The organism is Acrocarpospora catenulata, assembly GCF_018476525.1.
GTDB classification, from domain to species: Bacteria; Actinomycetota; Actinomycetes; order Streptosporangiales; family Streptosporangiaceae; genus Acrocarpospora; species Acrocarpospora catenulata.
Genome location: NZ_JAHCST010000088.1, coordinates 1 through 23,902, shown reverse-complemented (window position 1 = coordinate 23,902; position 23,902 = coordinate 1). Strand labels below are relative to the sequence as shown.

Sequence of the window (23,902 nt, the reverse complement as noted above, 5' to 3'; positions counted from 1 at the left end):
ACGCCGAGGCATAGGCCCCGGAGTGCGGTGGAACGACCGCTTTATGCTGGACATCCCCCGGGAACATCACGGAAACGTGCCTACGTCAGTGTTGGTGTCGAAGGAGAGGTGATCGATCGTGTTGTTGCGGCTACGGGTCTCCCTGCCGGACCGGCCGGGGGTGCTGGGCCAGGTGGCCAGGGCCTTCGGTGTGATGGGGGCGGACATCCTCCAGGTCACGGTGCTGGAACGGGAGTCGGGCCGCGCGGTCGACGATTTCACCGTCTCCTGGTCGGCGATCTTCAGCGCGGCCGAGCTCAGCGAGCGCATCTCGGTGGTGCCCGGGGTCCGGGTGGAGGCCGCCTGGCCCACCCGGGAGCTGCCCGGCGCCAACCCCGACTACGACCTGCTCGGCCACATCGCCGCCGATCCTGCCCGGGCCGTGCTGACCTTGGTGGACGCGGTGCCCGACCTGGTCAGCGCGGAGTGGGCGGTGGCCCTGGAGGCCGCGAGCGGCGAGGTGGTGCACGGCAGCTGGCAGGCGCCCGAGGCGGTGCCCGCCCCGCAGCAGATCTCGGTGCGCCCCGCCGCGTTCAGCGAGGGCACCCTGCACCTGGCCAGCGTGCCGTTCGACACCGTGCACCTGCTGGTGGCCAGGCGGCAGGGCCCCGCGTTCCACCGCGCCGAGCTGGACCGGGTGGCCCGGCTGGTCGACGTGGTGTCGGTGCTCGCCCACGCCGGGGTGAGCCGGGCGTGACCCCCGTTTCCGTCTTATCTGCGGGGGTTTTATCTGCGGGGCGGGTCGATTCGCGCGCCGGACTGGGTGAACAGCATCAGGCGGGAGACGTCCACCGCGACCCGGGCGTGCTCGCCGGCCTTCCAGAACGGCCGGGCGCCGAGCCGGACGATCAGGTCGGCGCGGCGGTGCGAACCGCTGCCCGGCTGGGACTGCGGCGCGGCCTCCTCGGCCGGGAACTCCTCACCGGAGCTGAGCAGGCGGCGCATCATCGACCGGGCCCGCCCGCCGCCGTTGCCGTTCCCGTTGCCGTTCTTGGCCCGCGGGTCCGGCGGCTCGGGTACGGCCATGGCCGGGATGCCCGCCTCCACGTACGCCAGCCACTCGTGCCCGTGGTACTCCAGGGTCCGGACCCGGCCCATGAAACAGGGGCCGTCCATCTTCTCCGGCATCGGCGCCAGCGCGTCGGGCCGGATGCCCACGATGATCATGCTGCCCGTGTGTCGTGACACAGCGTAAGCACGTGGATCGGTCCAGGGCATAGTGATCTGGTGTGTACCGAAATCAAGGAGAATGTACTGATTTTGGGGAGTGCGGACGGTAGCGCCGAGCAGGTTGAGCTGCTGGGAACTGAGGAACGCGGCGGTGAACGCGGTGGCGGGGTCGTTGTAGACCTGGGCCGGGGTGCCGATGTCCTGGAGCACGCCCCGGTTCATGATGGCGATCCGGTCGGCCAGGGTGAGCGCCTCCACCTGGTCGTGCGTGACGTAGATGGTGGTCACGCCGAGCGCCCGGACCAGCGAGGAGATCTCCATCCGGAGTTCGGTGCGCATGCCCGCGTCCAGGTTGGAGAGCGGCTCGTCCATCAGGAACAGGGAGGGCTGGCGGACGATCGCCCTGCCCATCGCGACCCGCTGCCGCTGGCCACCGGAGAGCGTTCCAGGTCGCCGGTCCAGGGTCTCGTCGATGTGCAGGGCCTTGGAGAGCTCGATCACGCGTTCCCGCACCATGGCCGGGTCGGCCTTGGCGATCTCCAGCGGGAAGGACAGGTTCCCGCGGACGGTCCGGTGCGGATAGAGCGCGCCGTTCTGGAAGACCATCGCCACATCCCGGTCCCGTGGGGCCAGATGATTGGCGATCTTGCCGCCCAGCCAGAGGTCGCCCTCGGTGATCTCTTCAAGTCCGGCGATCATACGGAGCAGGGTGGACTTGCCGCATCCGGAAGGGCCGAGCAGCACCAGCAGTTCACCGTCGTCGGCACGCAGGTTCATCCGGTCGACCGCCAGGTACCCGCCCGGGTACACCTTGGTCACATTGTCGAGGACGACGGTACTCATGCCTGCTCCTCGCCTGGCGGCACGGATGTGCTCGTGCACAGTGCGCGGGCCGTAATGCCTCGCGAGCAGCGCTCGATCATGGAAACTCGTTCCTTCCGGGCGCGAGACGCCCGGATCCCGCCATTCAGTGTGTGATTGATGAGGTAGTACATCGTGTCGGCACGGTCCATGTCCATACGAGTCATGAAAAATCGGGTACGCAGCGGTTACTGGCGTGTTGCGGGGGCCTACGGGGCCTTCATTCGGACCTAATCGCCATTAATTAGTCACTGCCCGAAAGTGCCAGGTCAGGGCTGGTCATCCGATCACAATGGTCACAGATTGGCAACGACGCATTGACAGGGTTTGCGGTAACTTTCTGTAAGGTCTTTCATGAGTGGCAGCCGACCTAACCGGGGGACTCCATGACCGCGCCTTCACCCGACCTCACCTCCGCCGCGACTTCTGAGACGTCCGAGGTCTCTGATGTTCTTGAGGTTGCTGAGGTTTCTGAGCTCTCTGAGCACGACTGGCACCGCGACGCCGTCATCTACCAGGTGTACGTGCGCAGTTTCGCCGACGGCAACGGCGACGGCGTCGGCGACCTGCTCGGCGTCCGCAGCCGGCTGCGCTACCTGGCCGAACTCGGCGTGGATGCCGTCTGGCTCACCCCGTTCTACCCGTCCCCGATGGCCGACTTCGGCTACGACGTGGCCGACTACCGGGACGTGGACCCCGTCTTCGGCTCGCTGGGCGACGCCCGGGCGCTGATCGAGGAGGCCCATGGTCTTGGCCTGCGGATCATCGTGGACGTGGTGCCCAACCACACCTCCGACCGGCACGCGTGGTTCGCGGCAGCCGTCCAGGCCGGTCCCGGCTCGCCGGAGCGGGACCGCTACATCTTCCGCGAGGGCCGCGGCGGCGGGGCGGAGCCGCCCAACGACTGGGAGTCCATCTTCGGCGGCCCGGCCTGGACCCGGCTGCCCGACGGGCAGTGGTACCTGCACCTGTTCGCCCCCGAGCAGCCCGACCTGAACTGGGAGCACCCGGAGGTGCACGAGGAGTTCGCCGACGTGCTCAGGTTCTGGCTGGACCTGGGGGTGGACGGGTTCCGGATCGACGTCGCACACGGCATGATCAAGGCTCCCGGGCTGCCGGACGTGGGCCACTCCAACCAGGTGAAGATGATCGGCGCCGCCGTGGTGCCGTACTTCGACCAGGACGGCGTGCACGAGATCTACCGTGCCTGGCGCCGCATCCTGGACTCCTACCCTGGCCGGCGCATCGGCGTGGCCGAGGCGTGGGCGCCCACCCCCGAGCGGCTGGCCAACTACGTCCGCCCCGACGAGCTGCACCAGGCGTTCAACTTCCACTTCCTCACCACCCCGTGGCAGGCAGCCGGGTTCCGGGACGTGATCGAGGAGTCGCTGGCCACCTCCGCGCTGGTCGGCGCCCCCGCCACCTGGGTGCTCTCCAACCACGACGTAAAGCGCCACGCCACCCGGTACGGCGGCGGCGCGCAGGGCCTGGCCAGGGCCAGGGCGGCGGCGATGGTGATGCTGGCCCTGCCGGGGTCGTCCTACGTCTACCAGGGCGAGGAGCTGGGCCTGCCGGAGGTGCTCGACCTGCCGGAGGAGGTGCTCCGCGACCCGCAGCGGCTGCGCGACGCCGACAGCGGCCGGGACGGCTGCCGGGTGCCGATGCCGTGGAGCCCGACCGAGGAGCCGCCGTTCGGCTTCTCCCCGCCCGGCATCACCGAGACCTGGCTGCCGATGCCCGCCGACTGGCGGCACCTGTCGGTGGAGTCCCAGCTGGCCGACCCGGACTCCACGCTCAGCCTCTACAAGCTCGCCCTGGCCGTCCGCAGGGACCACCGCGACCTGGGCGACGGCACCCTGACCTGGCGGGAGGCCCCGGACGGCGTGCTCGCCTTCGACCGGGGTGAATCGTTCAGGTGCCTGGCCAACATGACGAATGACTGGATTGTGGTGGATCGTCCGGGTGAGCTCCTTCTTGCGAGCGCTCACCCGGCGTTTTCCGGGAATGTTGTACGGCTCGCTCCTGATTCGGCCACGTGGTGGGCCGTGGAGAATGTCTAAAGTAACCGTCATGAACAACGCGCGACTCGCCGATATCGCGGCCCAGGCAGGCGTCAGCGAAGCCACGGTGAGCCGTGTGCTCAACGGCAAGGCGGGGGTCTCCGCGGCCACCCGCCAGGCCGTGCTCACCGCCCTGGACCTGATGGGGTACGAGCGCCCCCAGCGGCTCCGGCAGCGCAGCAACGGCCTGATCGGCCTGGTCACCCCCGAGCTGGACAACCCGATCTTCCCGGCCTTCGCGCAGGCCATCGAACGGGCGCTCACCCAGCACGGCTACACCCCGATCCTGTGCACCCAGATCCCCGGCGGCGCCCCCGAGGACGAGTTCACCGAGATGCTCATCGACCGGGGCGTCAGCGGCATCGTCTTCGTCTCCGGGCTGCACGCCGACATCACCGCCCGAATGGATCGTTACACCCGGCTCACCGACCGCGGCCTGCCCATCGTGCTCGTGGACGGCTACAACGAGGCCATCCCGGCGCCGTTCATCTCGCCGGACGACCGCCTGGCCACCCGGCTGGCCGTGCAGCACCTGGTGGACCTCGGCCACGAGCGGGTCGGCCTGGCCCTCGGGCAGCGCCGGTTCGTGCCGGTGATCCGGAAGATCGAGGGCTTCCGGCAGAGCATGGCCCAGCTGCTCGGCGCCACCGACGTGAGCGACCTGATCCAGCACTCGCTGTTCACCGTCGAGGGCGGCCAGGCCGCCGCCGGGGCGTTGATCGACCGGGGCTGCACCGGCCTGTTCTGCGCCAGCGACCTGATGGCCCTGGGCGCCATCCGGGCCGCCAGGGAGCGCGGCCGGTCGGTGCCGGGGGACGTCTCGGTGGTCGGCTTCGACGACTCCCCGCTCATCCCGTTCACCGACCCGCCGCTGACGACCGTGCGTAAGCCGATCGCCGCGATGGCCTCGGCGGCGGTGGAGACCCTGGTGGAGCTGATCGGCGGCACCCCGGCCAAGAACACGGAACTGGTCTTCCAGCCGGAGCTGGTGGTCCGCGGCTCCACCGGATCCGGGCCCCTGGTCAACCGCTGAACAGCCGAGGGGCCCGTGACATCCCGGTCAGGAGTCACGGGCCCGGGTCCATGAGCGTGTTTCCGGGTTACGGACACGAACATGGCCGTCGGCCCAGCCGAGGGAGGATGGCGTGGGCCGACGAGACTTACCGGTGTCAGGGGCTACCGAAGTTCACGGGCGAGCCCGGCAAGCTTCTCGATCCTTGCATAGTCCCCTTGGACGAGCGCGTCCGAGGGGGTCAGCCAGGTGCCGCCGACACATCCTACGTTGGGCAGCGAAAGGTAGTTCGGGGCGGTCTCCGGTTTGATCCCCCCGGTGGGGCAGAATCTCACGTCCGGGTACGGCCCGGCCAGCGCCTTGAGCACGGGCACCCCACCGGCGGCCTCGGCCGGGAAGAACTTCATCTCCCGCACCCCCCGCTCGTACAGGGCCAGCACCTCCGAGGCGGTCGCCGCCCCCGGCAGGTACGGCACACCGCTGGCCGCCATCGCCTCCACCAGCGCCGCGGTGGCCCCCGGGGAGACCAGGAAACGGGCGCCCGCGGCCACCGCGGCGGACACGTCGGCGGACACCCGCACGGTGCCCGCGCCCACCACCGCGTCCGGCACCCGTTCGGCGATCGCCCGGATGGCCGCCAGCGCGGCGGGGGTGCGCAGGGTCACCTCGATGACCGGCAGGCCCCCCGCCACCAGCGCCCGGGCCATCGGCACCGCGGTGGCGGCGTCCTCGACCACCACCACCGGGATCACCGGAGCAAGATCAAGCAGGTTCACACCAACTCCACATTGCTGGTCCGCTGCGTCAGCCAGGCGGCGCACCCGGTCAGCGCGGGCTGCTCGGCCACGATCAGCGAGGTGGCGATCGAGCTCAGATAGTCAATCAGAGCCGGTCCTGTCTGCTCGAACCTGGCCCGGAACTCGCTGTCCTTGACCCGGTCCACAATCCTCGGCAGCACCCCGCCGCCGAGGTACACGCCGCCACGGGCCCCCAGGGTGAGCGCCACGTTCCCGGCGAACCCGCCCAGCAGGGCCAGGAACACCTCCACCGTCTCCAGCGAGAGCGCGTCGTCGGAGGACACGATCTCCGAGGCGGTCTTCCGCCCGGCCCCGATCCCCCGGACCAGCGAGAGCCCTCGGTACAGCCGGGGCAGCCCCGACCCGGAGAGCAGGTGCTCGGCGTCCACGTACGGCAGGCCGTCCGCGCGCAGCGCCCGGACGATCTCGAACTCCAGGTCGGTGACGCAGGGAATGGAGACATGACCGCCCTCGCCCGGCACCGGCACCCACCCGGCTCCGGCCGGGACCAGACCGGCCACTCCCAGGCCGGTGCCCGGACCGAGCACCGCCTTGACCATCCCGGCCGTCGGCGCGGGCCCGCCCAGCGGGGTCAGGTCGTCCCCGGCCAGGTGCGGCAGCGAGATGGCCAGCGCCTCGAAGTCGTTGAGCAGTTCCACCTGCGGGATGTCCAGCTCCTTGACGGAACCGGCCCAGCCCGCGTTGGTCAGGCGATAGGTGTCTCCCTTCACCGGTCCGGCGATCGCCAGGCACGCGGCCGCCGGCCGAACTCCGCCCGCATGGTCTGCGAGATAGGCGGCTACGGCATCGGCCAGACCTTGTCGCTCGGCGACGTTGAGGACGGCCACCGCCTCCGGCTGTGCGCCGCGACCGGTGACGATTCCAAAACGTGCGTTGGTGCCGCCGATGTCGGCGACGAGCCACGGGTAGCTCACTTAAGACCCTCCGAAGATGCCGGCTCCGCGTTCCGCGGGTCCAACCGTACGACGGAAGGCCGTAAAAAGCTCGCGCCCGGTTCCCACCCATTTGTCAGGCGGGGTGGAGGAACCGGCCGGGACGCGCCCCGACAGGTCGCTCAGCACGTGTAAGGTGCCGCTGACCGAGTCGAGACGGATGGGGTCCCCGTTCTGAATCAGCGCCAGTGGGCCGCCCTGGGCGGCCTCCGGGGTGAGGTGGATGGCGGCCGGCACCTTGCCGGAGGCGCCCGACATCCGGCCGTCGGTGACGATCGCCACCCGCTGGCCCCGGTCCAGCAGCACGGCCAGCGGCGGGGTCAGTTTGTGCAGCTCGGGCATGCCGTTGGCGCTCGGGCCCTGGTAGCGGACCACGGCGACGAAGTCCTGGCCGTCCAGCTCGCCCCGCTCGAACGCGGCCAGCAGCTCCTGCTGGTCGTCGAAGACCTTGGCCGGGGCCTCGATCACCAGGTGCTCCGGCTTGACGGCGGAGACCTTGCTCACCGCTCGCCCGATATTTCCTGAAATTATGTGAATTCCGCCGTCGGGGGAGAACGGGTCGGCCGCGGGACGGAGCACCTCCAGGTCCTCGCTCCCGCCGCTGCGCTCCGACCACACGAGCTCGCCGCGCTCCTGACCGGGCTTGAGCTCGGGAACCCGGCGGTAGGCGTCCAGGCCCTCGCCCGCCACCGTCCGCACATCCGGCCAGAGCAGCCCGGCGTCCAGCAACGTCCCGATGAACACCGGCATGCCCCCGGCGGCCTGGAAGTGGTTCACGTCGGCCTGGCCGTTCGGGTACATCCGGGTGATGAGCGGGACCACCTTCGACAGGTCCGCCATGTCATCCCAGGTGAGGGTGATCCCGGCGGCCGCCGCCATGGCGACCAAATGCATCGTGTGGTTGGTGGAGCCCCCGGAGGCCAGCAGCGCCACCACGGCGTTCACGATCGCCTTCTCGTCCACCAGGCGGCCGATGGGCGTGTACTCGGGGCCGTGCGCGGTGATCTCCACCGCCCGCCGCCCGGCCTCCTCCGTCAGCGCGTGCCGCAGCTCGGTGTGCGGATTGACGAAGGTGGCCCCCGGCAGGTGCAGGCCCATCACCTCGATGAGCAGCTGGTTGGAGTTGGCGGTGCCGTAGAAGGTGCAGGTGCCGGGGGAGTGGTAGGAGGCCGCCTCGGCGTCCAGCATCTCGGGCCGGGTGAGCTTGCCCTCGGCGAACGCCTGCCGGGCCCTGGCCTTGACCTTGTTCGGCAGCCCCGAGGTCATCGGCCCGGCGGGCACGAAGACCGCCGGCAGGTGCCCGAAGTGGAGCGCTCCGATGAAGAGACCAGGAACGATCTTGTCGCAGACGCCGAGCAGCAGCACCGCGTCGAACATGTCGTGCGCCAGCGCGACGGCGGTCGCCATCGCGACGACCTCCCGGCTGAACAGGGACAGCTCCATGCCCGGCCGCCCCTGGGTGACCCCGTCGCACATGGCGGGCACCCCGCCCGCCACCTGCGCGACCCCGCCGGCCTGCCGGACCGCCCGCTTCAGCTCCTGCGGATAGGTCTCGTACGGCTGGTGCGCCGACAGCATGTCGTTGTACGAGGTGACGATCGCCACCCCCGGACGCGCGGCGGCGCGTAACGCGGGCTTGTCCTCACCGGCCGCCGCGAAACCGTGGGCCAGGTTCGCGCACGCGAGCCGCCCCCGCGCGGGCCCGCGTTGTCGCAACTCCTCGCCCGCCGCGTCCACCCGCGCCAGGTACGCCTCCCGGGTGGCGTGACTGCGCTCCCGGATCCGGTCCGTGACATCGACGACCACCGGGTGGATGGCGTCTTGTCGTGACGACGGCGACATGGGCGGCGCTCCTCACCTAGCGGGACATCCGGGACAGTACCGCGAAGTTCTGTGAGTTTTCAAGCGGACTTTTGTAACTCCAAATGAATAAGTCATTGCTGTTCGGTCAACCCATGTGCTTCACTTCTGCCTGATGTCTCGTATAGCCAGCACCGGCGAGGTGTTCCAGCTCATCCGCGGCGGCGAAGCCGTGACCCGTGCCGACATCGGCCGGGTGACCGGTCTGTCCCGCCCCGCCGTGGTGCACCGGGTCACCGAGCTCCTCCAGCGCGGCCTGATCGTCGAGGACGCCGAAGGCCCCTCCACGGGCGGGCGGCCCCCCGTGCGGCTGCGCTTCAACGCCGGCGGCGGCTACGTGCCGGTGGCCGCGCTGGGCGCCAGCCGTACCCAGATCGCGGTCTGCGACCTGGCCGGGACCATCCTGGACCGCACCGAAGTGGTCATCGACGTCGAGGAGGGCCCCGACGTCGTGCTCCCCCTGCTCATGGACACCTGGGAGAAACTGCTCAACGGGCGCGCCCCGGTGGTCGGCATCGGGCTCGGCGTCCCGGCCACCGTCGAGTTCGCGGCGGGCCGGACCGAGTCGGCCCGGGTGATGGCCTCCTGGACCGGCATCGAGATCCCGCCGCTGATCGCCGCCCGCTTCCCGGTCCCGGTGCTGGTCGACAACGACGTGAACGTGATCGCCATGGGCGAGCACCGGGCCGCCTACGCCGCCGAGCTCGGCGACCTGCTCTTCGTCAAGGTCTCCACCCGGATCGGGGCGGGTGTGATCTCCGGTGGCGGCATCCTGCGCGGCGCCCTCGGCGCGGCCGGCGAGATCGGCCACATCCCCGTCCGGGACGGCGGCGGTGTGCTCTGCCGCTGCGGCAACCTCGACTGCCTGGACTCGGTCGCCAGCGGCACCGCGATCCTGCGCACCCTCCGTGATCGTGGCCGGGACGTGCACACCCTGGCCGACGTCACCGCCCTGGTCCGGGCCGGCGACCCCGAGACCATGGCCGTGGTCCGCCAGGCCGGCCGCTGGCTGGGCGAGGTGATCTCCGGCGCCGTCAACCTGCTCAACCCCGCCATCGTCGTCCTGGGCGGCGATGTGGCCGAAATGTTCCAGCCCCTCGTCTCCGGCGTCCGCGAGATCGTCTACCAGCGCTCCACCCAGCTCGCCACCCGCTCCCTCCGCGTCGAACGCAGCCGCCTGGGCCCCACCGCCGGCCTAACCGGCTGCGCCCTCCTGGTCACCGACCGCATCCTCGCCCCCGAAGCCATCTGATATCCGTTTCTCCTGGGTAGGGACCCTTTCATGAACGTCTGGGTCGTCTCCGGGCCGCCGGGGGCGGGCAAGTCCACGGTCTGCGCGGCGTTGCTGGGCGTGCTCCGCCCGGTTCCTGCACTACTGGACAAGGACACCCTGTACGGCGGATTCGTCGCCGCGACGCTGGCCGCCCACGGCCGCCCGCCCGGGGAGCGGGAAGGCTCCTGGTACGACGAGAACATCAAGCGCCACGAATACGCCGGGCTGACCGCCGCCGCCAGGGAGGTCCGCTCCTTCGGTTGCCCGGTGCTGCTCAGCGGCCCGTTCACCAGCCAGGTCCACGACGCCGAACTCTGGGAAGGCTGGGTGACCGAACTGGGCGGGCCGCCGGTGCACCTGCTCTGGATCCGGTCCGACGCCGAGACCCTGCACCACCGGCTGACCGCGCGTGGCTCACCCCGGGACGTCGGCAAACTGGCTGACTTCGAGGGATACCTGAAGGCGATCCGGGTGGACGAACCCCCGGTGGTGCCGCACCACGAGATCGACAACCGGCTGGGCGCGCCGCCGGTGATCGACCAACTGACCGCCCTCGGCCTGGGCGACCTCCCCTGAGCGGGGGTTGGCTGTTCGTGGTGCTCTACTACGCGGTGTGGAGCGTCTGGACCAGCTTCAGCGCGGTGGCCTGCTGGCACGTCTCCTACCCGGCCGTCATACGCAGGTTCCGGTCAGCGTGAGTAGTGCTCCACCACCAGATGCTCGTCCACCGGTACTGCTATCTGCTCCCGCATGGGCCGGGCCAGCAGCGTGGCCGTGAGATTGCGGTGATCCACCGACAGGTAGGCCGCGATGCGTTCATCCGCGTACACGCCCTCGGCGGCGGCCACGAACGGCTGCATGCCCCGTGACCTTTCCCGCACGCTGATCACCTGTCCGGGCTGGACCAGGTAGCTGGGGATGTCCACCTTCCGCCCGTCCACCTGGATGTGCCCGTGGTTGACGTACTGGCGGGCCGCGTAGATCGACGGCGCCAGCCCCGCGCGGAGCACCACCGAGGCCAGCCGCGTCTCCAGGATCGCCAGCAGTTCCTCCCCGGACTGCCCGGACCGCCGGACCGCCAGGTCCCAGTACCGCCGCAGCTGCCGCTCAGACACGTCGTAGTACCACCGCAGCTTCTGCTTCTCCAGCAGCCGCACCCCGTAGTCGCCGGTGTTCCGGCGGCTGGTCTTCCGCCCGTGCTCCCCCGGCGGATAGGGCCGCTGCTCGAAGTACTTCACCGCCTTGCGGGTGAGCGGTACCCCTGCCCGCCGCGACAGCCGGACCTTCGGACCGGTGTAGCGCATACTTCCCCCTCTGTGGTTAGGTAAGCCTTACTTAGGTAAGACTAACCTTAGTGCATCGCCGTGAAGGAGCGCCATGCAGCACCCGGTCACCGCCCCGCCCGTCCCGGAACGCGTCCGCACCCTCGCCGCCGGAGCGGCCCCCACCCACGTCGCACCGGCCGACCCCCGCCACCCCACGGCCACCGCGCGCGGGGGAGTGGACAGCTCAGGACGCCCGGTCCTGCTGGTCAAACCCGGCGAACTCCTGTACGAGGCCTGCGGCGAACCCGGCGTCACCGTCGACCTGGTCGCCACCCGCGCGGTCGGCGGCGTGCCCCGGGCCAGGGGCATGCTCAAGGTGCGCGGATGGGTGCAGCCGGTCCCGGCCGGGGAACTACGCGCGACCGCGGTCGCCATCGCCGAACGCTGCCCCGACGAGGACCTGTTCGCCGCCGTCGAAGGCTGGGGCCCGGTCCTGCTCCGCGTGGACGTGGCCACTGTGATCTACCTGACCGGCCAGGAGTCCGGCGTCCTGGACGCCGAGGAATACCTCGACGCCGCCCCCGACCCGTTCATGGACGCCGCCGAGCGCATGATCCACCACGTCAACTCGGCGCACCGCCCCCAACTGGTCCACGCCGTGAGCACTCTGCTCGCCGAGCCTGCCCCCGACGCCCACCTCTGGGAACTCGACCGCTACGGCGCCACCGTCCGCACCCACCAGGACAGCTACGTCCGCCTACCGTGGCCTTCCCCCGCCACCTCGGCGGCCACCCTGGAACACTCCCTGGCCGCCCTGATCTGCACCCACCATTCCAAATGAGAGTGATTTCCCGCCCGCCCGGGTGGCACCCTCGCCGGGGCGCCGAGGTCGGCGGGAACGGCGTCGCGGCGGGACCGGGCGGGCGGGAGTCGGTGGCAGCAGGTCAGGCCCTGCTGAGGGTGGAGATATCGGGCAGGATCTCGATCGCGGTCGGGTCGGCCAGGACCCGGTCCACGACGACCCCGGCGGCGCCCCGGGAGGCGGCGCCGAAGCCGAGGTCGGAGGCGACGAAGGTGCAGTGCGCGACGGCCCCGGTGACGCCGAGCCGGGTCAGCTCCGCCTGCGCGCGGGGGAGCAGGTGGTCGGCCAGGCGGGCGAAGTACCCGCCCACGACGATCACCCGGGGGTTGAAGAGCCGGACCAGGGTGGCCGAGCCGAGGCCCAGCCAGCGGCCCACCTCGGTGAGCGCGTGCGCCACCTGGGGGTCGCCGTCGGCCAGTCGCCGCTCGATCTCGGCCAGGCGTTCCTCGGGGTCGCGGACGATCCCGTCGGGCACGCCGTAGGCGTGGTCGGGGGTGACCATGCGGACCAGCGCGGCCAGGCCGACCTTGGTCTCCCAGCAGCCGGTGCGTCCGCAGCCGCACCGCTCGCCCGCGGAGTCGACCATCACGTGGCCGACCTCCCCGGCGAAGCCGTCGGCGCCGCCGAGCAGCCGCCCGCCGGCGATGATGCCGCCGCCGACGCCCACCTCGCCGGTCAGGTAGACCAGGTCCGAGGTGCCGGCCGCGATGCCGCTGGTGTACTCGGCCAGCGCGGCCAGGTTGGCGTCGTTGACGACGGTGACCGGGATGTTGGGGGCCACGTCCCAGGAGAGGCGTTCGGCGACGGGCACGCCGTACCAGCCGAGGTTCGGGGCGACGTGGACGACGCCGTCCGCGCCGTCGATGAGGCCGGGCACGGCGACCGTGATCCCGGCCACGTGGATGCCGAGCAGGCCCAGCTCGGCCAGGGCCTCCCTGGCCACCCGGGCCAGCTCGTCCAGCGACCGTTCCGGGTCGCAGCCCATGGCGTCGAAGCCGACCCGCCGGTCGATGAGGACCCGGCCGCCGAGGTCGGTGGCGAACGCGGCGATGTAGTCGACGTTGATCTCCAGCCCCAGCGCCCCGACCCGCGTGCCGTCGAGGGTGAGCGCCAGGCCGGGGCGGCCCACCCCGCCCGCGTGCTGCGGGCCGCTCTCCCGGATCAGCCCGCGGGCGCGTAACTCGCCCACCAGGCTGGTCACAGTGGTCTTGTTGAGGCCGGTGGCGGCGGCGAGCGCGGTCCGGGACTGCGGCCCGTGCTCCCGCAGGTGCCGGAGCACCAGCGACAGGTTGGACCTGCGGACGGTGGCCTGGTCGGCCGGGATGTCCGCGAGTCCGTGGTGACCCGTCCGCACGCGCGTCCTCCAGAAGTTGCAGGGACCGCTCAGGAACTCAATGCTCCGAGCGGATTATTTTGCATGGCGCGCCGAATTAAATGACGATTTTGCGTAGCCGCGCAAGCCTCGAAGCGCTTCCCTGACGTAACGCTTCAGTAACACGAGGGGGCCTGGAGGCGTTTCCACCGCAGGGCTATACAAGCTGATGACGGATGTGTTAGAACACGGTAAAATCTTCCCTGGGCACGCAAAAAGCAGACTGAAAGACGAAGTAAGTAGACGCAGCACCCGTCTTGTCTTTCAGTCGTTTCGCTCCACCGCACAGCACTGAGGCAACAAGCGCGGCGGCGCGCGCCTTGCCTGACTGATTACTCAGGTCAGGAAGGGACACCCCCCATGTCACGACCGCACGTCAGGTTGTGGACCCGGCTGGCCGTCACGGCCCTGCTGGTCACGGCCGGTAGTGTCGTCACCACCCCCAGCCCGGCCCTGGCGGCCGACCTCCCCGCGGCGGACTACCAGCAGGTGGCGCTGGCCACCGGCTCCGCCGCACTGGGCGAACCCATGTCGCTCGCGGTCCTGCCGGACCGCTCGGTGATCCACACCGCGCGCAGCGGCCAGGTACGGATCACCACCCCCAGCGGCACCACCTCGCTCGCGGGCACGCTCAACGTGTACACCCACGACGAGGAGGGCCTCCAGGGCGTCGCCGTCGACCCCGGCTTCGCCACCAACCGGTACATCTGGCTCTACTACTCGCCCCGGCTCAGCACCCCCAACGGGGACGCGCCGGCCACCGGCACCCAGACCGACTGGAACACCTGGAAGGGCCAGTTCTACCTCTCCCGGTTCACCCTGACCGCGGGCAACACGCTGGACATGGCCAGCGAGAAGATCGTGCTCCGGGTCGACAACGACCGCGGCATGTGCTGCCACGCGGGTGGCGACATCGACTTCGACGCGCAGGGCAACCTGTATCTGACCACGGGTGACGACACCAACCCGTTCGAGTCGAACGCGTACACCCCGATCGACGAGCGCACCAACCGCAACCCGCAGTACGACGCCCAGCGCAGCTCGGCCAACAGCAACGACCTGCGCGGCAAGCTGATCCGCATCAAGCCGCAGCCGGACGGCACCTACACCATCCCGGCCGGGAACATGTTCGCGCCTGGCACGGCCAACACCCGGCCCGAGATCTACGCGATGGGCTTCCGCAACCCGTTCCGCATGTCGGTCGACAAGGCCACCGGCATCGTCTACCTGGGCGACTACGGCCCGGACGCGGGCGGGCCCGACGCCAACCGCGGCCCCGGCGGCCAGGTGGAGTTCAACCGGGTCACCGCGCCCGGCTTCTACGGCTGGCCGTACTGCACGGGCACCAACACCGTCGCCGAGACCTACACCGAGTGGACCTTCCCGAGCGGCCCGTCCCTGGGCAAGTACGACTGCGCGGGCGGGCCCACCAACAACTCCTTCCGCAACACCGGCCTGACCAAGCTGCCCGCGGCCAAGCCCAGCTGGATCAGGTACGGCGGCGAGGCCGGCTCCCCGCCGGAGTTCGGCGGCGGCTCGGAGTCCCCGATGGGCGGCCCGGTCTACCGGTACGACGCGGCCAACCCCTCCACCGTCAAGTTCCCGCAGTCCCTGGACGGCCGCTTCTTCGCCGGCGAGTACGGCCGCCGCTGGATCAAGGCCATCCAGGTCACCTCCTCCGGCGGGTACGGCGAGATCTCCGGCCTGCCCTGGACCGGCACCCAGGTCATGGACATGGCCTTCGGCCCGGACGGCGCCCTGTACGTGCTCGACTACGGCACCGGGTCCAACAACCAGGCGCTGTGGCGGGTGGAGTACATCGGCGGCAGCAACCGCAACCCGATCGCCAAGGCGGCGGCCAACCCGACCTCCGGCGTCGCCCCGCTGAGCGTGAGCTTCTCCTCGGCCGGCAGCTCCGACCCCGAGGGCGGCGCGCTCACCTACAGCTGGAACTTCGGCGACGGCAGCGCCAACTCCACGGCCGCCAACCCGACCAAGGTCTACACCACCAACGGCACCTACACGGCGACCCTGACGGTCCGCGACCCGCAGGGCCTGACCGGCACCGCCAGCGTGACCATCACGGTCGGCAACACCGCCCCCACGGTCGTGCTGAACCTGCCGGGCGACGGCCAGCTGTTCAACTTCGGCGACAGCGTGCCGTTCTCGGTCACCGTCTCCGACCCGCAGGACGGGACGATCAACTGCTCCCGGGTCAAGGTCACCTACCTGCTCGGCCACGACAGCCACAGCCACCAGATCACCTCGCAGAACGGGTGCTCCGGCTCGATCACCGTGCCCACCGACGGTGAGCACGACGCCGCGGCCAACATCTACGGGGTCTTCGACGCCGAGTACACCGACAACGGCGGCCTCACCACGCACAGCATCCGCACCGCCCAGCCCAAGCACCGCCAGGGCGAGCACTACAGCGCAATGAGCGGCGTCCAGCTCGCCAACCACGCGGCGGCCGAGGGCAGCACCACGGTCGGCTTCGTCGACAACGGGGACTGGGTGTCGTTCACCCCGTACAACATCTCCAACGCCACCAGCATCACCGCCCGCGTCTCCTCCGGCGGCGTCGGCGGCACGCTGGAGGTGCGTTCGGGCTCGGCCACCGGCCCGCTGCACGGCACCGCCACGGTGGCCAACACCGGCAGCTGGGACACCTTCGTCAACGTCAACGCCAACCTGAGCAACCTGCCCTCCGGGTCCACCACGCTCTACCTGGTCTTCAAGGGCGTGACCGGCCAGGGCAACCTGTTCGACTTGGACGCCTTCACCTTCAACACCGGTACGGCCCCGCCGCCGGGCATCATCGAGGGCGAGGCGTACACCTCCAACAGCGGCGTGCAGCCGGCCGGGCACGCGGGTGCCAGCGGCGGCCAGACCGTCGGCTACATCGACAACGGCGACTGGGCCGGATACTCCCAGGTCAGCACGGTGGCCGCGACCGGCATGACGTTCCGGGTCTCCTCCGGCGGGCCCGGCGGGACGATCACCATCAGGTCCGGCTCGCAGACCGGCCCGGTGCTGGGCACCGTCAACGTGGCCAACACCGGCAGCTTCGACACCTTCACCAACGTGACGGCCACGCTGAACGGCGCGGGCACCGGGCCGCTCTTCCTGACCTTCTCCGGCGGGACGGGCTCGCTGTTCGACATCGACTACTTCTCGGTCACCCGGGGCACCAGCACCACGATCGAGGGTGAGGCGTGGACCTCGCAGAGTGGCGTGATCAACGCCACCCACGCGCCGGCCAGCGGTGGCCTCACCGCCGGGCACATCGAGAACGGCGACTGGGCGGCCTACTCGCAGCTGAACACCTCCGGGGCGAAGTCGGCCACCGTGCGGTTCTCCTCGGCCGGAGCCGGCGGAACCGTGCAGTTCCGGTCCGGCTCGCAAACCGGCACCCTGCTCGGCTCGCTCACCCTGCCCAACACCGGAGGCTGGGAGACCTTCCAGAGTGCCACCACCGCCCTGACCGGCAACGTGTCGGGCACGCTCTACCTGGTCTTCACCGGCGGGTCGGGCTCCCTGTTCGACATCGACACGATCACCATCGTCAAGTAGGAGGCACGTGATGAAACGGCTCTCCTTAGCCGTCACCGCGCTCGTCGCGGCCGCCGCCGCGCTGAGCGTGCCCACGGCGGCGCACGCCGCCGACCCGGCCTACCAGGTCATGGTCTTCTCCAAGACCGCCGGGTTCCGGCACGACTCGATCCCGCAGGGCATCCAGGCCATCCGCGACCTGGGGGCGGCCAACAACTTCACGGTCACCGCCACCGAGGACGCCAACGCCTTCACCGCGGGCAACCTGGCCAACTTCAAGGCCGTCGTCTTCCTGAGCACCACCGGCGACGTGCTGAACGCGACCCAGCAGACCGCCTTCGAGAACTACATCAACGGCGGCGGCGGGTACGTGGGCGTGCACGCCGCGGCCGACACCGAGTACGACTGGCCCTACTACGGCAACCTGGTCGGCGCGTGGTTCAACAGCCACCCGGCCATCCAGACCGCGACCGTGCGGACCGAGGACCGGGCGCACGCCGCGACCGCGCACCTCGGGCCCAACTGGTCCCGGTCCGACGAGTGGTACAACTACCGCACCAACCCGCGCGGCAGCGCCAAGATCCTGCAGAACCTGGACGAGGGCAGCTACAGCGGCGGCGGCATGGGCGCCGACCACCCGATCACCTGGTGCAAGACGATGAGCAACGGCCGCGCCTTCTACACTGGCCTCGGGCACACCCAGGCCAGCTACGCCGAGGCGCCGTTCCGCACGCTCCTGCTGGGCGGCATCCGGTACGCCGCCGGCTGGGCCAAGCAGGACTGCCGCGTGGAGACCGGCTACACCACCCTCTACAACGGCTCCACCACCGGCTGGACCCAGAACGGGCCCGGCAGCTTCACCAACAGCGACAACACGCTCACCTCGGTGGGCGGCATGGGCATGCTCTGGTACTCGGCCAAGCAGTTCACCTCGTACTCGCTGAAGCTGGACTGGATGATGCCCGGCGACGACAACTCCGGCATCCTCATCGGGTTCCCGACGCCCACCGACCCGCAGTCGGCGATCAACCAGGGCCACGAGATCCAGATCGACGCCACCGACACCCCGGACAAGACCACCGGCGCGATCTACGGCTTCAAGTCGGCCGACATCGCGGCCAGGGACGCGGCGCTCAACCCGCCGGGATCCTGGAACACCTACGAGATCCTGGTCGAGGGCGAGCGGGTCCGGGTCTACCTGAACGGGCGGCAGATCAACGACTTCACCAACACCGACCCCGTACGGTCGCTGACCTCCGGCTACATCGGGATCCAGAACCACGGGACCGGCGACGACGTGTCGTTCCGGAACATCCGGATCAAGGAACTGGGCGGCCCGCCGCCGCAGCTGGACACCGTCGAGGGCGAGGCGTACACCTCGCAGAGCGGGGTGCAGCCGGCCGGGCACGCGGGCGCCAGCGGCGGCCAGACCGTCGGCTACATCGACAACGGCGACTGGGCCGGCTACTCCCAGCTCAGCACCGTCGGCGCGACCGGCTTCTCGGCCCGGGTCTCCTCGGGCGGCCCGGGTGGCACGATCACCATCAGGTCCGGCTCGCAGACCGGCCCGGTCCTGGGCAGCGTCAACGTGGCCAACACCGGCGGCTGGGACAACTTCACCACGGTGACCACCACGCTCAACGGCGCGGGCACCGGGCCGCTGTTCCTCACCTTCTCCGGCGGTTCCGGCTCGCTGCTCGACGTGGACACGATCACCCTCACCCGGGGCACCAGCATCACGGTCGAGGGTGAGGCGTGGACCTCGCAGAGTGGCGTGATCAACGCCACCCACGCGCCGGCCAGCGGCGGCCTCACCGCCGGGCACATCGAGAACGGCGACTGGGCCGCCTACTCGCAGATCAACACCTCCGGCGCCAAGACGGCCAGCGTGCGCTTCTCCTCGGCCGGGGCGGGCGGCACGGTGCAGGTCCGCTCAGGCTCGCCGACCGGGACCCTGCTGGGCTCGATCACCCTGGTCAACACCGGCGGCTGGGAGACCTTCCAGACCAGGTCCACCAACCTGACCGGCAACGTCTCGGGGACCCTCTACCTCGTCTTCACCGGCGGGGCGGGCTCCTTGTTCGACATCGACACCATCACCATCACCAAGTAACCCCGTAAGCCGAAGGGCCGGTCCTGCGCCGAGGACCGGCCCTTCTGTGACATTGGGCCCGCCTCCGGCAGGCCGGCCCGGCCGCTCTCAGCCGGTGTCTTCCCTCTCTCCGGTCGCTGCGCTCCCTACGTTCAGTCCGGACACCGGCGCGGCCGGGCAACCCCCACATATGACTACGGGAAGTCGATTGCGCTGGCAGCTGGCTTCGAGAGCTCGTCAGAAGCCGCAGAGCTCGGAGATGCTCTGGTCCTCGGAGTTCTTGGTAGGGCTGGGGGAGGTTCCGGCGGAGACGGTGGCCGTGGGGGTGGCGCTGACACTGGGGGTGGCGCTGGCGCCTGGCGTGGCGCCGGGGCTGGCCGAGCCTGCCACGACCGGGGGCTTGCTGGCCATGGACTTGCGGATGGCGTTGACGGTCATCCGGCGGATCTTGGCCCAGTCGGGGTTGCCGGTGTAGATGGCCGGGGGGACGAACTGGGTGCTGGTGATCTTGGCGTCCTTGACCTTCACGCCCAGGTTGACCAGGTGCTCCAGCAGGTCCTGGGGGATGTCGGTGCGGAACAGGCGCTTCGCCGCTTTGATGATCTTGTTGAAGTTGGCCAGGACCACCGCCGGGCTGGCCTGCTGGGCGAGGGCGCCGATCACGCAACGCTGGCGGGCCATCCGGCTGAAGTCGTCGCTGCCCACGCGGGAGCGGCCGTACCAGAGCACCTGCTCGCCGTTGAGCAGGCGGTAGCCGGGCGCGATGGTGCCGGCGGTGCCGAGGGTGCCGCCGTACTTGACCTCGCTCTGGACGTTGATCCGGAGCCCGCCGATGGCGTCGATCAGGGCGGCGAAGCCGTACATGTCGACCATGGCGTAGTAGTCGATGTGCAGGTTGAGCGTGTGGCTGATGGCGTCCTTCAGCGCGGCCGGGCCGTGGATGCCCAGGTTGGGGTAGTCCTCGGCGTACTGCCAGACCTCGTTGAGCAGGCCCCCGTTGGACAGCTCGGCGCGGAAGCCGTTGGGGAACTGCTTGTCCATCACGCTCCCGGGCGTGAAATGCACGTGCTGGAGGTTGCGCGGCAGACTGAACAGCACGGTGTTGCCGGTCGGGATGTTGACGCTGGCCACGGTCATGGAGTCGGTCCGCACGCCGGTCCGGTTCCCGGCCGCGTCGGCGCCGATCAGCAGGAAGTTGATCCGCTTGCGGCCGTTCCACGGGTCCTCGGCCTTGACCGGCGCGTGGCTCGGGTTGTCCTCGGCGGACGGGAACGCCGACAGCAGCTCCTGGGCGCCGCTGACCGTGGTCACGGTGAGCGCGAACGGCGCCATCACCGCCACGCAGAGCACGCCGACCACGATCCCGGAGACGATCTGCCCCTTCTGCGGCAGCCGGTCGGGCCCGAGCGTGATGTAGGACATCAGCACCAGCACGAACCAGGCCAGTGCCAGCACCACGGCGGCCACGGTCACCGTGACCAGGGTGCTCTCCCGTACGGCGGCGCCCACGTTGCCGATGAACTGCAGGCCGTACAGGACCGTGGCGATCAGCACCACGCCGAACAGGCCGAGCAGGATGAACCCGGCCTTCCGGTTGCCGCTGCGCAGGTGCGCGGCGCCGGGGATGAACGCCGACAGGCTGGTCCATCCGATGATTGCGCCCGTCGACAGCGGCGCGCCGAAGCGCGGCCCGGTGCGGCGGTTGCGCGAGCGGCCCCGAGTGCCACTCCCGTCAGTGGTGGGATGTTCTGTCGGCCCGCCCTGGGGGGCCTGACCCTGATGCCCGGTATGCGGGGCTGAGGGCTGCCGTACGGGCCGCGAATGCCCCGGCGGCTCCTCGGTCTGCCGAGGGGTTCCCGGCCTTCTACGGCCCTGTCGTGGGGGCGGCTGGTCTTGCGCCGGAGGCGGGGAAGCGGTTCTACTGTGTGGGTGGGCCGACGGATCGTCGGAGGTCTGCCAGTGAGCTTCCGGCTGCTCCCTGGGGGCTGGCCGTCTTCGGGTCCGCCTCGGACGGCCCTCGTCTTCGGCGTCCCCACGTGCCATGACGAACCGCTCCCCTCAGTCCTTAAGGTCCAGGCAATGACCAGGGATTCTAGTCCCCAAACCTGGACAAGACTGACACATGCCTAAGAATGCTCGGCACCCCGGACTTCCCCCTGCTCATCGCCCGCTCAGGGGAAGGTCAGGAGACCGTGGCGGACCGTACCGCCCAGGTGTTGCACTGGTAGGCCTGCTGGCGTTGCCAGCCCTGGCGGAACCAGGCGCCGCTGTTGGCGGGTGTGCCGTGGTCGCGTGGTCTGCCGGGCCAGTCGCCCACATTGGAGAACAGGTAGAACAGGCGGCCTCGCTGGGCGGCGGGGATGGGGTAGGAGGCGGCGACCGAGCGCATGAACATGCCGCCGAAGCAGTTGGCCTGGAGTTCGAACCTGCGGCTGATGGCCAGGCGCTGGCTTTCCGCGGAGGTGTCCTGGGTGAGTTCCCAGCGGGTCTGGGCCAGGCCGCTGAGCAGTTGCACGTGGTGGCCGTACTCGTGGGCCATGATCCCGGTGATGCCGCCGTGCCAGCTGACGATCTTTCCGTAGCCGCGGACGGCTCCTGAGCCGTTGACCATCGCCGAGGTGGAGGCGTAGATGGTCTGGTTGGCCGGGCAGTAGTAGGGGACGATGTTGCCCCGCTGCGGGAAGTCGCCGCAGGCGCCCCGGCCTGAGCGGGCCACGATGGCGAACTTGGGCGGCGTGAACGGGATGCCGACCTTGTCCAGGACGGACTTCCAGGCCCGGTCCATGCAGGCGCCGGTCTTGAGGATCAGTTTCTTCAGCTGGGCGTGGTTGTAGATGCTGGCGTTCCCGCCCGGGCAGCGGGTCCGGGGGAGCGCGCCGGCCTTGTAGACCGTGTTGGTCTTGAGCGAGCGGTCCAGCGGTGCGGCTGGTTGGGTGGGGGTCGGGGCGGAGGTCGGCCGGGCGCCGCCGGTGGAGGTGGGGAGGGCGATGGGGGAGACCGGGTCCGGCTGGGGGCGGGCGCGGTCCGCCAGGTTCGCACCGACGATCAGCAGGGTGAAGACCGCGGCCAGCAGCCCCAGGATGCCGCCGACGATCACCCCGGCGCTGGACTTGCGACGCGGCGGGCGCCAGTTGGTCGGGATGTGCCGGGGCGGCCCGTACGGCCCCTGCGGCACCGGCCGCCCGCCCTGCGGGAAGAACGGCCCCTGTGGCCGAGGCGGCATCGGCGGATGCGGCACCGGTGGCGGCACCGGTGGCGGCATCGGCGGGGGCATCGGCTGACCGGCCGGTGCTGACGGCGGATACGGCACCGGCGGTGGCATCGGTGGCGGCATGGGCTGACCGGCCAGTGCCGGTGGCGGGGGTGGGGATTGGGGCTGTGGTGCAGGAGGTGGCGATGGGGGCTGTGGGGGGTTGTGTGGCGGTGGTGGGGCGCCGTAGGGATGACGGCCCGGTGGTGGTGCGGACTGCGGACCCACGCTCTACCCCCTTTGCCAAAGATTGGGCAGAACAATACTGATTTAACACCCGTCACGGATGTAGCAGCAGACGGACACATTCCGTAATCAGGCGAGGTGATCTCTGCGATGTTCCGGAATCACCGGCCTGCTCTGCCCTAGCGTTTTTGGCATGAATCTGCAGCAGCTCCGTTACGTGGTAGCCACCGCGGAGCACCGCACCATGACCGACGCGGCCAGGTCCCTCTACATCGCGCAACCCGCACTTTCCCGCGCGATCCGGGACTTGGAACGCGAGCTCGGGATGACACTGTTCGCCCGTTCCGGTCGTGGCGTGGTGGTGACCGCGCAGGGGCGCCGGGTCGTCAAACTCGCCAGGGAGGCGCTTGACGCCGTCCACGAGATCGAGGCCCTCGCCACCCATGCGCACACCACCGGTGCCGAACTCCGCATCGCCTCCACCCCCAGTCTGGAACCCGGGCTCGCCGGGCGCCTGCTGCCCGCCTACGTGGCGGAGCATCCGGGCATCCGCGTGCACATCGTCCGCTGTGACGGCCGGGAGAGCGTGGTCACCGCCGTCCGCGAGCAGCGGGCCGACCTCGGGCTCACCGACCTGCCGGTGCCGACCGACCTGATCAGCCACCCCCTGGAGCGCCAGGAGATCGTGCTGATCTCGCCGCCCGGCCTGGACCTGCCGGACCCGATCCCGATGGCCAAGCTCAACGGCATGCGGCTGGTCCTGCCCTCGCCGGGCAGCCCCCGCCGCAAGGAATTCGACCAGATTTTCGCCACGTACGGCGTCCGTCCGATCCCCGCCGTGGAGTCGGACGAGCGGTCCCGGTGGCTGCCCGCCGTACGGGAGGGCAAGGCGTCCCTGCTCTGGTACCGGGGCATGGCCGAGCAGGCCACCCGGGCCGGCCTGGTCGTCCGCTCCCTCGACCCGTCGGTACGGAAGATCATCGCCATCGTGCACGCCCGCAAGCGGCTCCCCGCGATGGCGCAGGACTTCCTGACCCTCGCCGAGGGAGGCTCCGCCGCCTAATTGGTGGAACGTTCCAAACCCTGTCCAGTGGCGAAATATCGGCATATCTCGTGAGACTTCTGGATCGGCCATTTCCCGAAGCACCACGCGACTAGCCGGGCCGGGCGCCCCCCGCCTCAGGCGTCCCGGCCCCGCCGACCAGCCCCGCCCTTTTCAGGCGGGCGGATTGCTTGCCGTGGCACTCCCACCCACCCACCCTCGTAACCCTCCGGGACCGGCCTCCGCCGGGATTGGA

General features: G+C 70.3%; 17 protein-coding genes. 9 read left to right on the top strand and 8 right to left on the bottom strand.

What is annotated here, in order from left to right:
* The first annotated feature begins 118 nt into the window (after positions 1–118).
* Positions 119–736: an ACT domain-containing protein gene (locus KIP79_RS43215; protein WP_214110869.1), complete on the top strand. Its 618-nt coding sequence runs from the start codon at positions 119–121 to the stop codon at positions 734–736.
* A gap of 29 nt (positions 737–765) precedes the next feature.
* Here the strand turns inward: KIP79_RS43215 and KIP79_RS43210 are convergent, their stop codons facing one another.
* The gene (locus tag KIP79_RS43210; RefSeq protein ID WP_214110868.1) at positions 766–2,052 is read right to left on the bottom strand and encodes an ABC transporter ATP-binding protein; all 1,287 of its coding nucleotides are present in this window, start codon (positions 2,050–2,052) and stop codon (positions 766–768) included.
* A gap of 404 nt (positions 2,053–2,456) precedes the next feature.
* Between KIP79_RS43210 and KIP79_RS43205 the strand changes: the two genes are divergently transcribed.
* On the top strand, positions 2,457–4,130 hold the full coding sequence (locus tag KIP79_RS43205; protein WP_214110867.1) for a glycoside hydrolase family 13 protein: 1,674 nt from the start codon (positions 2,457–2,459) through the stop codon (positions 4,128–4,130).
* A gap of 10 nt (positions 4,131–4,140) precedes the next feature.
* Positions 4,141–5,163 carry a LacI family DNA-binding transcriptional regulator gene (locus KIP79_RS43200; RefSeq protein WP_214110866.1) on the top strand — a complete coding sequence of 341 codons (1,023 nt, stop codon included), beginning with the start codon at positions 4,141–4,143 and terminating at the stop codon, positions 5,161–5,163.
* Between the two features lie 143 nt (positions 5,164–5,306).
* On the opposite strand, the gene eda is transcribed toward KIP79_RS43200, so the two are convergent.
* The 3 genes from eda to edd are packed head-to-tail and all read right to left on the bottom strand — an operon-like array spanning position 5,307 to position 8,734.
* Positions 5,307–5,918: a bifunctional 4-hydroxy-2-oxoglutarate aldolase/2-dehydro-3-deoxy-phosphogluconate aldolase gene (eda, locus tag KIP79_RS43195; protein WP_214110865.1), complete on the bottom strand. Its 612-nt coding sequence runs from the start codon at positions 5,916–5,918 to the stop codon at positions 5,307–5,309.
* On the bottom strand, positions 5,915–6,874 hold the full coding sequence (locus KIP79_RS43190) for a glucokinase (RefSeq protein ID WP_214110864.1): 960 nt from the start codon (positions 6,872–6,874) through the stop codon (positions 5,915–5,917). The genes eda and KIP79_RS43190 overlap by 4 nt, the downstream gene beginning before the upstream one ends.
* A complete protein-coding gene (gene edd / locus KIP79_RS43185; protein WP_214110863.1) occupies positions 6,875–8,734 on the bottom strand; it encodes a phosphogluconate dehydratase in 1,860 nt (619 codons plus the stop codon).
* Positions 8,735–8,867: 133 nt separating this feature from the next.
* Here edd and KIP79_RS43180 point away from each other — a divergent pair, with 133 nt between their 5' ends.
* Both KIP79_RS43180 and KIP79_RS43175 read left to right on the top strand, forming a co-directional pair.
* Positions 8,868–10,004, top strand: a complete 1,137-nt coding sequence (locus KIP79_RS43180; RefSeq protein WP_214110862.1) for an ROK family protein — start codon at positions 8,868–8,870, stop codon at positions 10,002–10,004.
* Positions 10,005–10,034: 30 nt separating this feature from the next.
* The gene (locus KIP79_RS43175) at positions 10,035–10,601 is read left to right on the top strand and encodes a P-loop nucleotide/nucleoside kinase family protein (RefSeq protein ID WP_214110861.1); all 567 of its coding nucleotides are present in this window, start codon (positions 10,035–10,037) and stop codon (positions 10,599–10,601) included.
* Between the two features lie 113 nt (positions 10,602–10,714).
* Here the strand turns inward: KIP79_RS43175 and rpsD are convergent, their stop codons facing one another.
* Positions 10,715–11,329 carry a 30S ribosomal protein S4 gene (gene rpsD / locus KIP79_RS43170; protein ID WP_214110860.1) on the bottom strand — a complete coding sequence of 205 codons (615 nt, stop codon included), beginning with the start codon at positions 11,327–11,329 and terminating at the stop codon, positions 10,715–10,717.
* 73 nt (positions 11,330–11,402) lie between these two features.
* Between rpsD and KIP79_RS43165 the strand changes: the two genes are divergently transcribed.
* Positions 11,403–12,131, top strand: a complete 729-nt coding sequence (locus KIP79_RS43165; protein ID WP_214110859.1) for a DUF2470 domain-containing protein — start codon at positions 11,403–11,405, stop codon at positions 12,129–12,131.
* Between the two features lie 103 nt (positions 12,132–12,234).
* Here the strand turns inward: KIP79_RS43165 and KIP79_RS43160 are convergent, their stop codons facing one another.
* Positions 12,235–13,506 (bottom strand): ROK family transcriptional regulator, encoded by a 1,272-nt coding sequence (locus KIP79_RS43160; RefSeq protein ID WP_214110858.1) that lies wholly within the window; start codon positions 13,504–13,506, stop codon positions 12,235–12,237.
* A gap of 378 nt (positions 13,507–13,884) precedes the next feature.
* On the opposite strand from KIP79_RS43160, the gene KIP79_RS43155 reads away from it, so the two are divergent.
* Positions 13,885–17,097, top strand: a complete 3,213-nt coding sequence (locus KIP79_RS43155; RefSeq protein ID WP_250214809.1) for a carbohydrate-binding protein — start codon at positions 13,885–13,887, stop codon at positions 17,095–17,097.
* A gap of 10 nt (positions 17,098–17,107) precedes the next feature.
* The gene (locus KIP79_RS43150; RefSeq protein WP_214110857.1) at positions 17,108–19,189 is read left to right on the top strand and encodes a ThuA domain-containing protein; all 2,082 of its coding nucleotides are present in this window, start codon (positions 17,108–17,110) and stop codon (positions 19,187–19,189) included.
* A gap of 216 nt (positions 19,190–19,405) precedes the next feature.
* Here KIP79_RS43150 and KIP79_RS43145 read toward each other — a convergent pair whose 3' ends face one another.
* Together KIP79_RS43145 and KIP79_RS43140 are read right to left on the bottom strand one after the other, a co-directional pair.
* The gene (locus KIP79_RS43145; RefSeq protein ID WP_214110856.1) at positions 19,406–21,211 is read right to left on the bottom strand and encodes an LCP family protein; all 1,806 of its coding nucleotides are present in this window, start codon (positions 21,209–21,211) and stop codon (positions 19,406–19,408) included.
* A gap of 139 nt (positions 21,212–21,350) precedes the next feature.
* Positions 21,351–22,391 (bottom strand): neutral zinc metallopeptidase, encoded by a 1,041-nt coding sequence (locus KIP79_RS43140; protein WP_214110855.1) that lies wholly within the window; start codon positions 22,389–22,391, stop codon positions 21,351–21,353.
* 406 nt (positions 22,392–22,797) lie between these two features.
* Between KIP79_RS43140 and KIP79_RS43135 the strand changes: the two genes are divergently transcribed.
* Positions 22,798–23,667, top strand: a complete 870-nt coding sequence (locus tag KIP79_RS43135) for a LysR family transcriptional regulator (protein ID WP_214110854.1) — start codon at positions 22,798–22,800, stop codon at positions 23,665–23,667.
* Positions 23,668–23,902: the final 235 nt, after the last annotated feature.

Coding starts and splice junctions, on each gene's coding strand:
- KIP79_RS43165 (WP_214110859.1), top strand. CDS start 11,403: ATGCAGCACCCGGTCACCGCCCCGCCCGTCCCGGAACGCGTCCGCACC.
- KIP79_RS43155 (WP_250214809.1), top strand. CDS start 13,885: ATGTCACGACCGCACGTCAGGTTGTGGACCCGGCTGGCCGTCACGGCC.
- KIP79_RS43210 (WP_214110868.1), bottom strand. CDS start 2,052: ATGAGTACCGTCGTCCTCGACAATGTGACCAAGGTGTACCCGGGCGGG.
- KIP79_RS43145 (WP_214110856.1), bottom strand. CDS start 21,211: ATGGCACGTGGGGACGCCGAAGACGAGGGCCGTCCGAGGCGGACCCGA.
- KIP79_RS43175 (WP_214110861.1), top strand. CDS start 10,035: ATGAACGTCTGGGTCGTCTCCGGGCCGCCGGGGGCGGGCAAGTCCACG.
- KIP79_RS43150 (WP_214110857.1), top strand. CDS start 17,108: ATGAAACGGCTCTCCTTAGCCGTCACCGCGCTCGTCGCGGCCGCCGCC.
- KIP79_RS43135 (WP_214110854.1), top strand. CDS start 22,798: ATGAATCTGCAGCAGCTCCGTTACGTGGTAGCCACCGCGGAGCACCGC.
- KIP79_RS43205 (WP_214110867.1), top strand. CDS start 2,457: ATGACCGCGCCTTCACCCGACCTCACCTCCGCCGCGACTTCTGAGACG.
- KIP79_RS43140 (WP_214110855.1), bottom strand. CDS start 22,391: ATGCCGCCTCGGCCACAGGGGCCGTTCTTCCCGCAGGGCGGGCGGCCG.
- edd (WP_214110863.1), bottom strand. CDS start 8,734: ATGTCGCCGTCGTCACGACAAGACGCCATCCACCCGGTGGTCGTCGAT.
- rpsD (WP_214110860.1), bottom strand. CDS start 11,329: ATGCGCTACACCGGTCCGAAGGTCCGGCTGTCGCGGCGGGCAGGGGTA.
- KIP79_RS43200 (WP_214110866.1), top strand. CDS start 4,141: ATGAACAACGCGCGACTCGCCGATATCGCGGCCCAGGCAGGCGTCAGC.
- KIP79_RS43180 (WP_214110862.1), top strand. CDS start 8,868: ATGTCTCGTATAGCCAGCACCGGCGAGGTGTTCCAGCTCATCCGCGGC.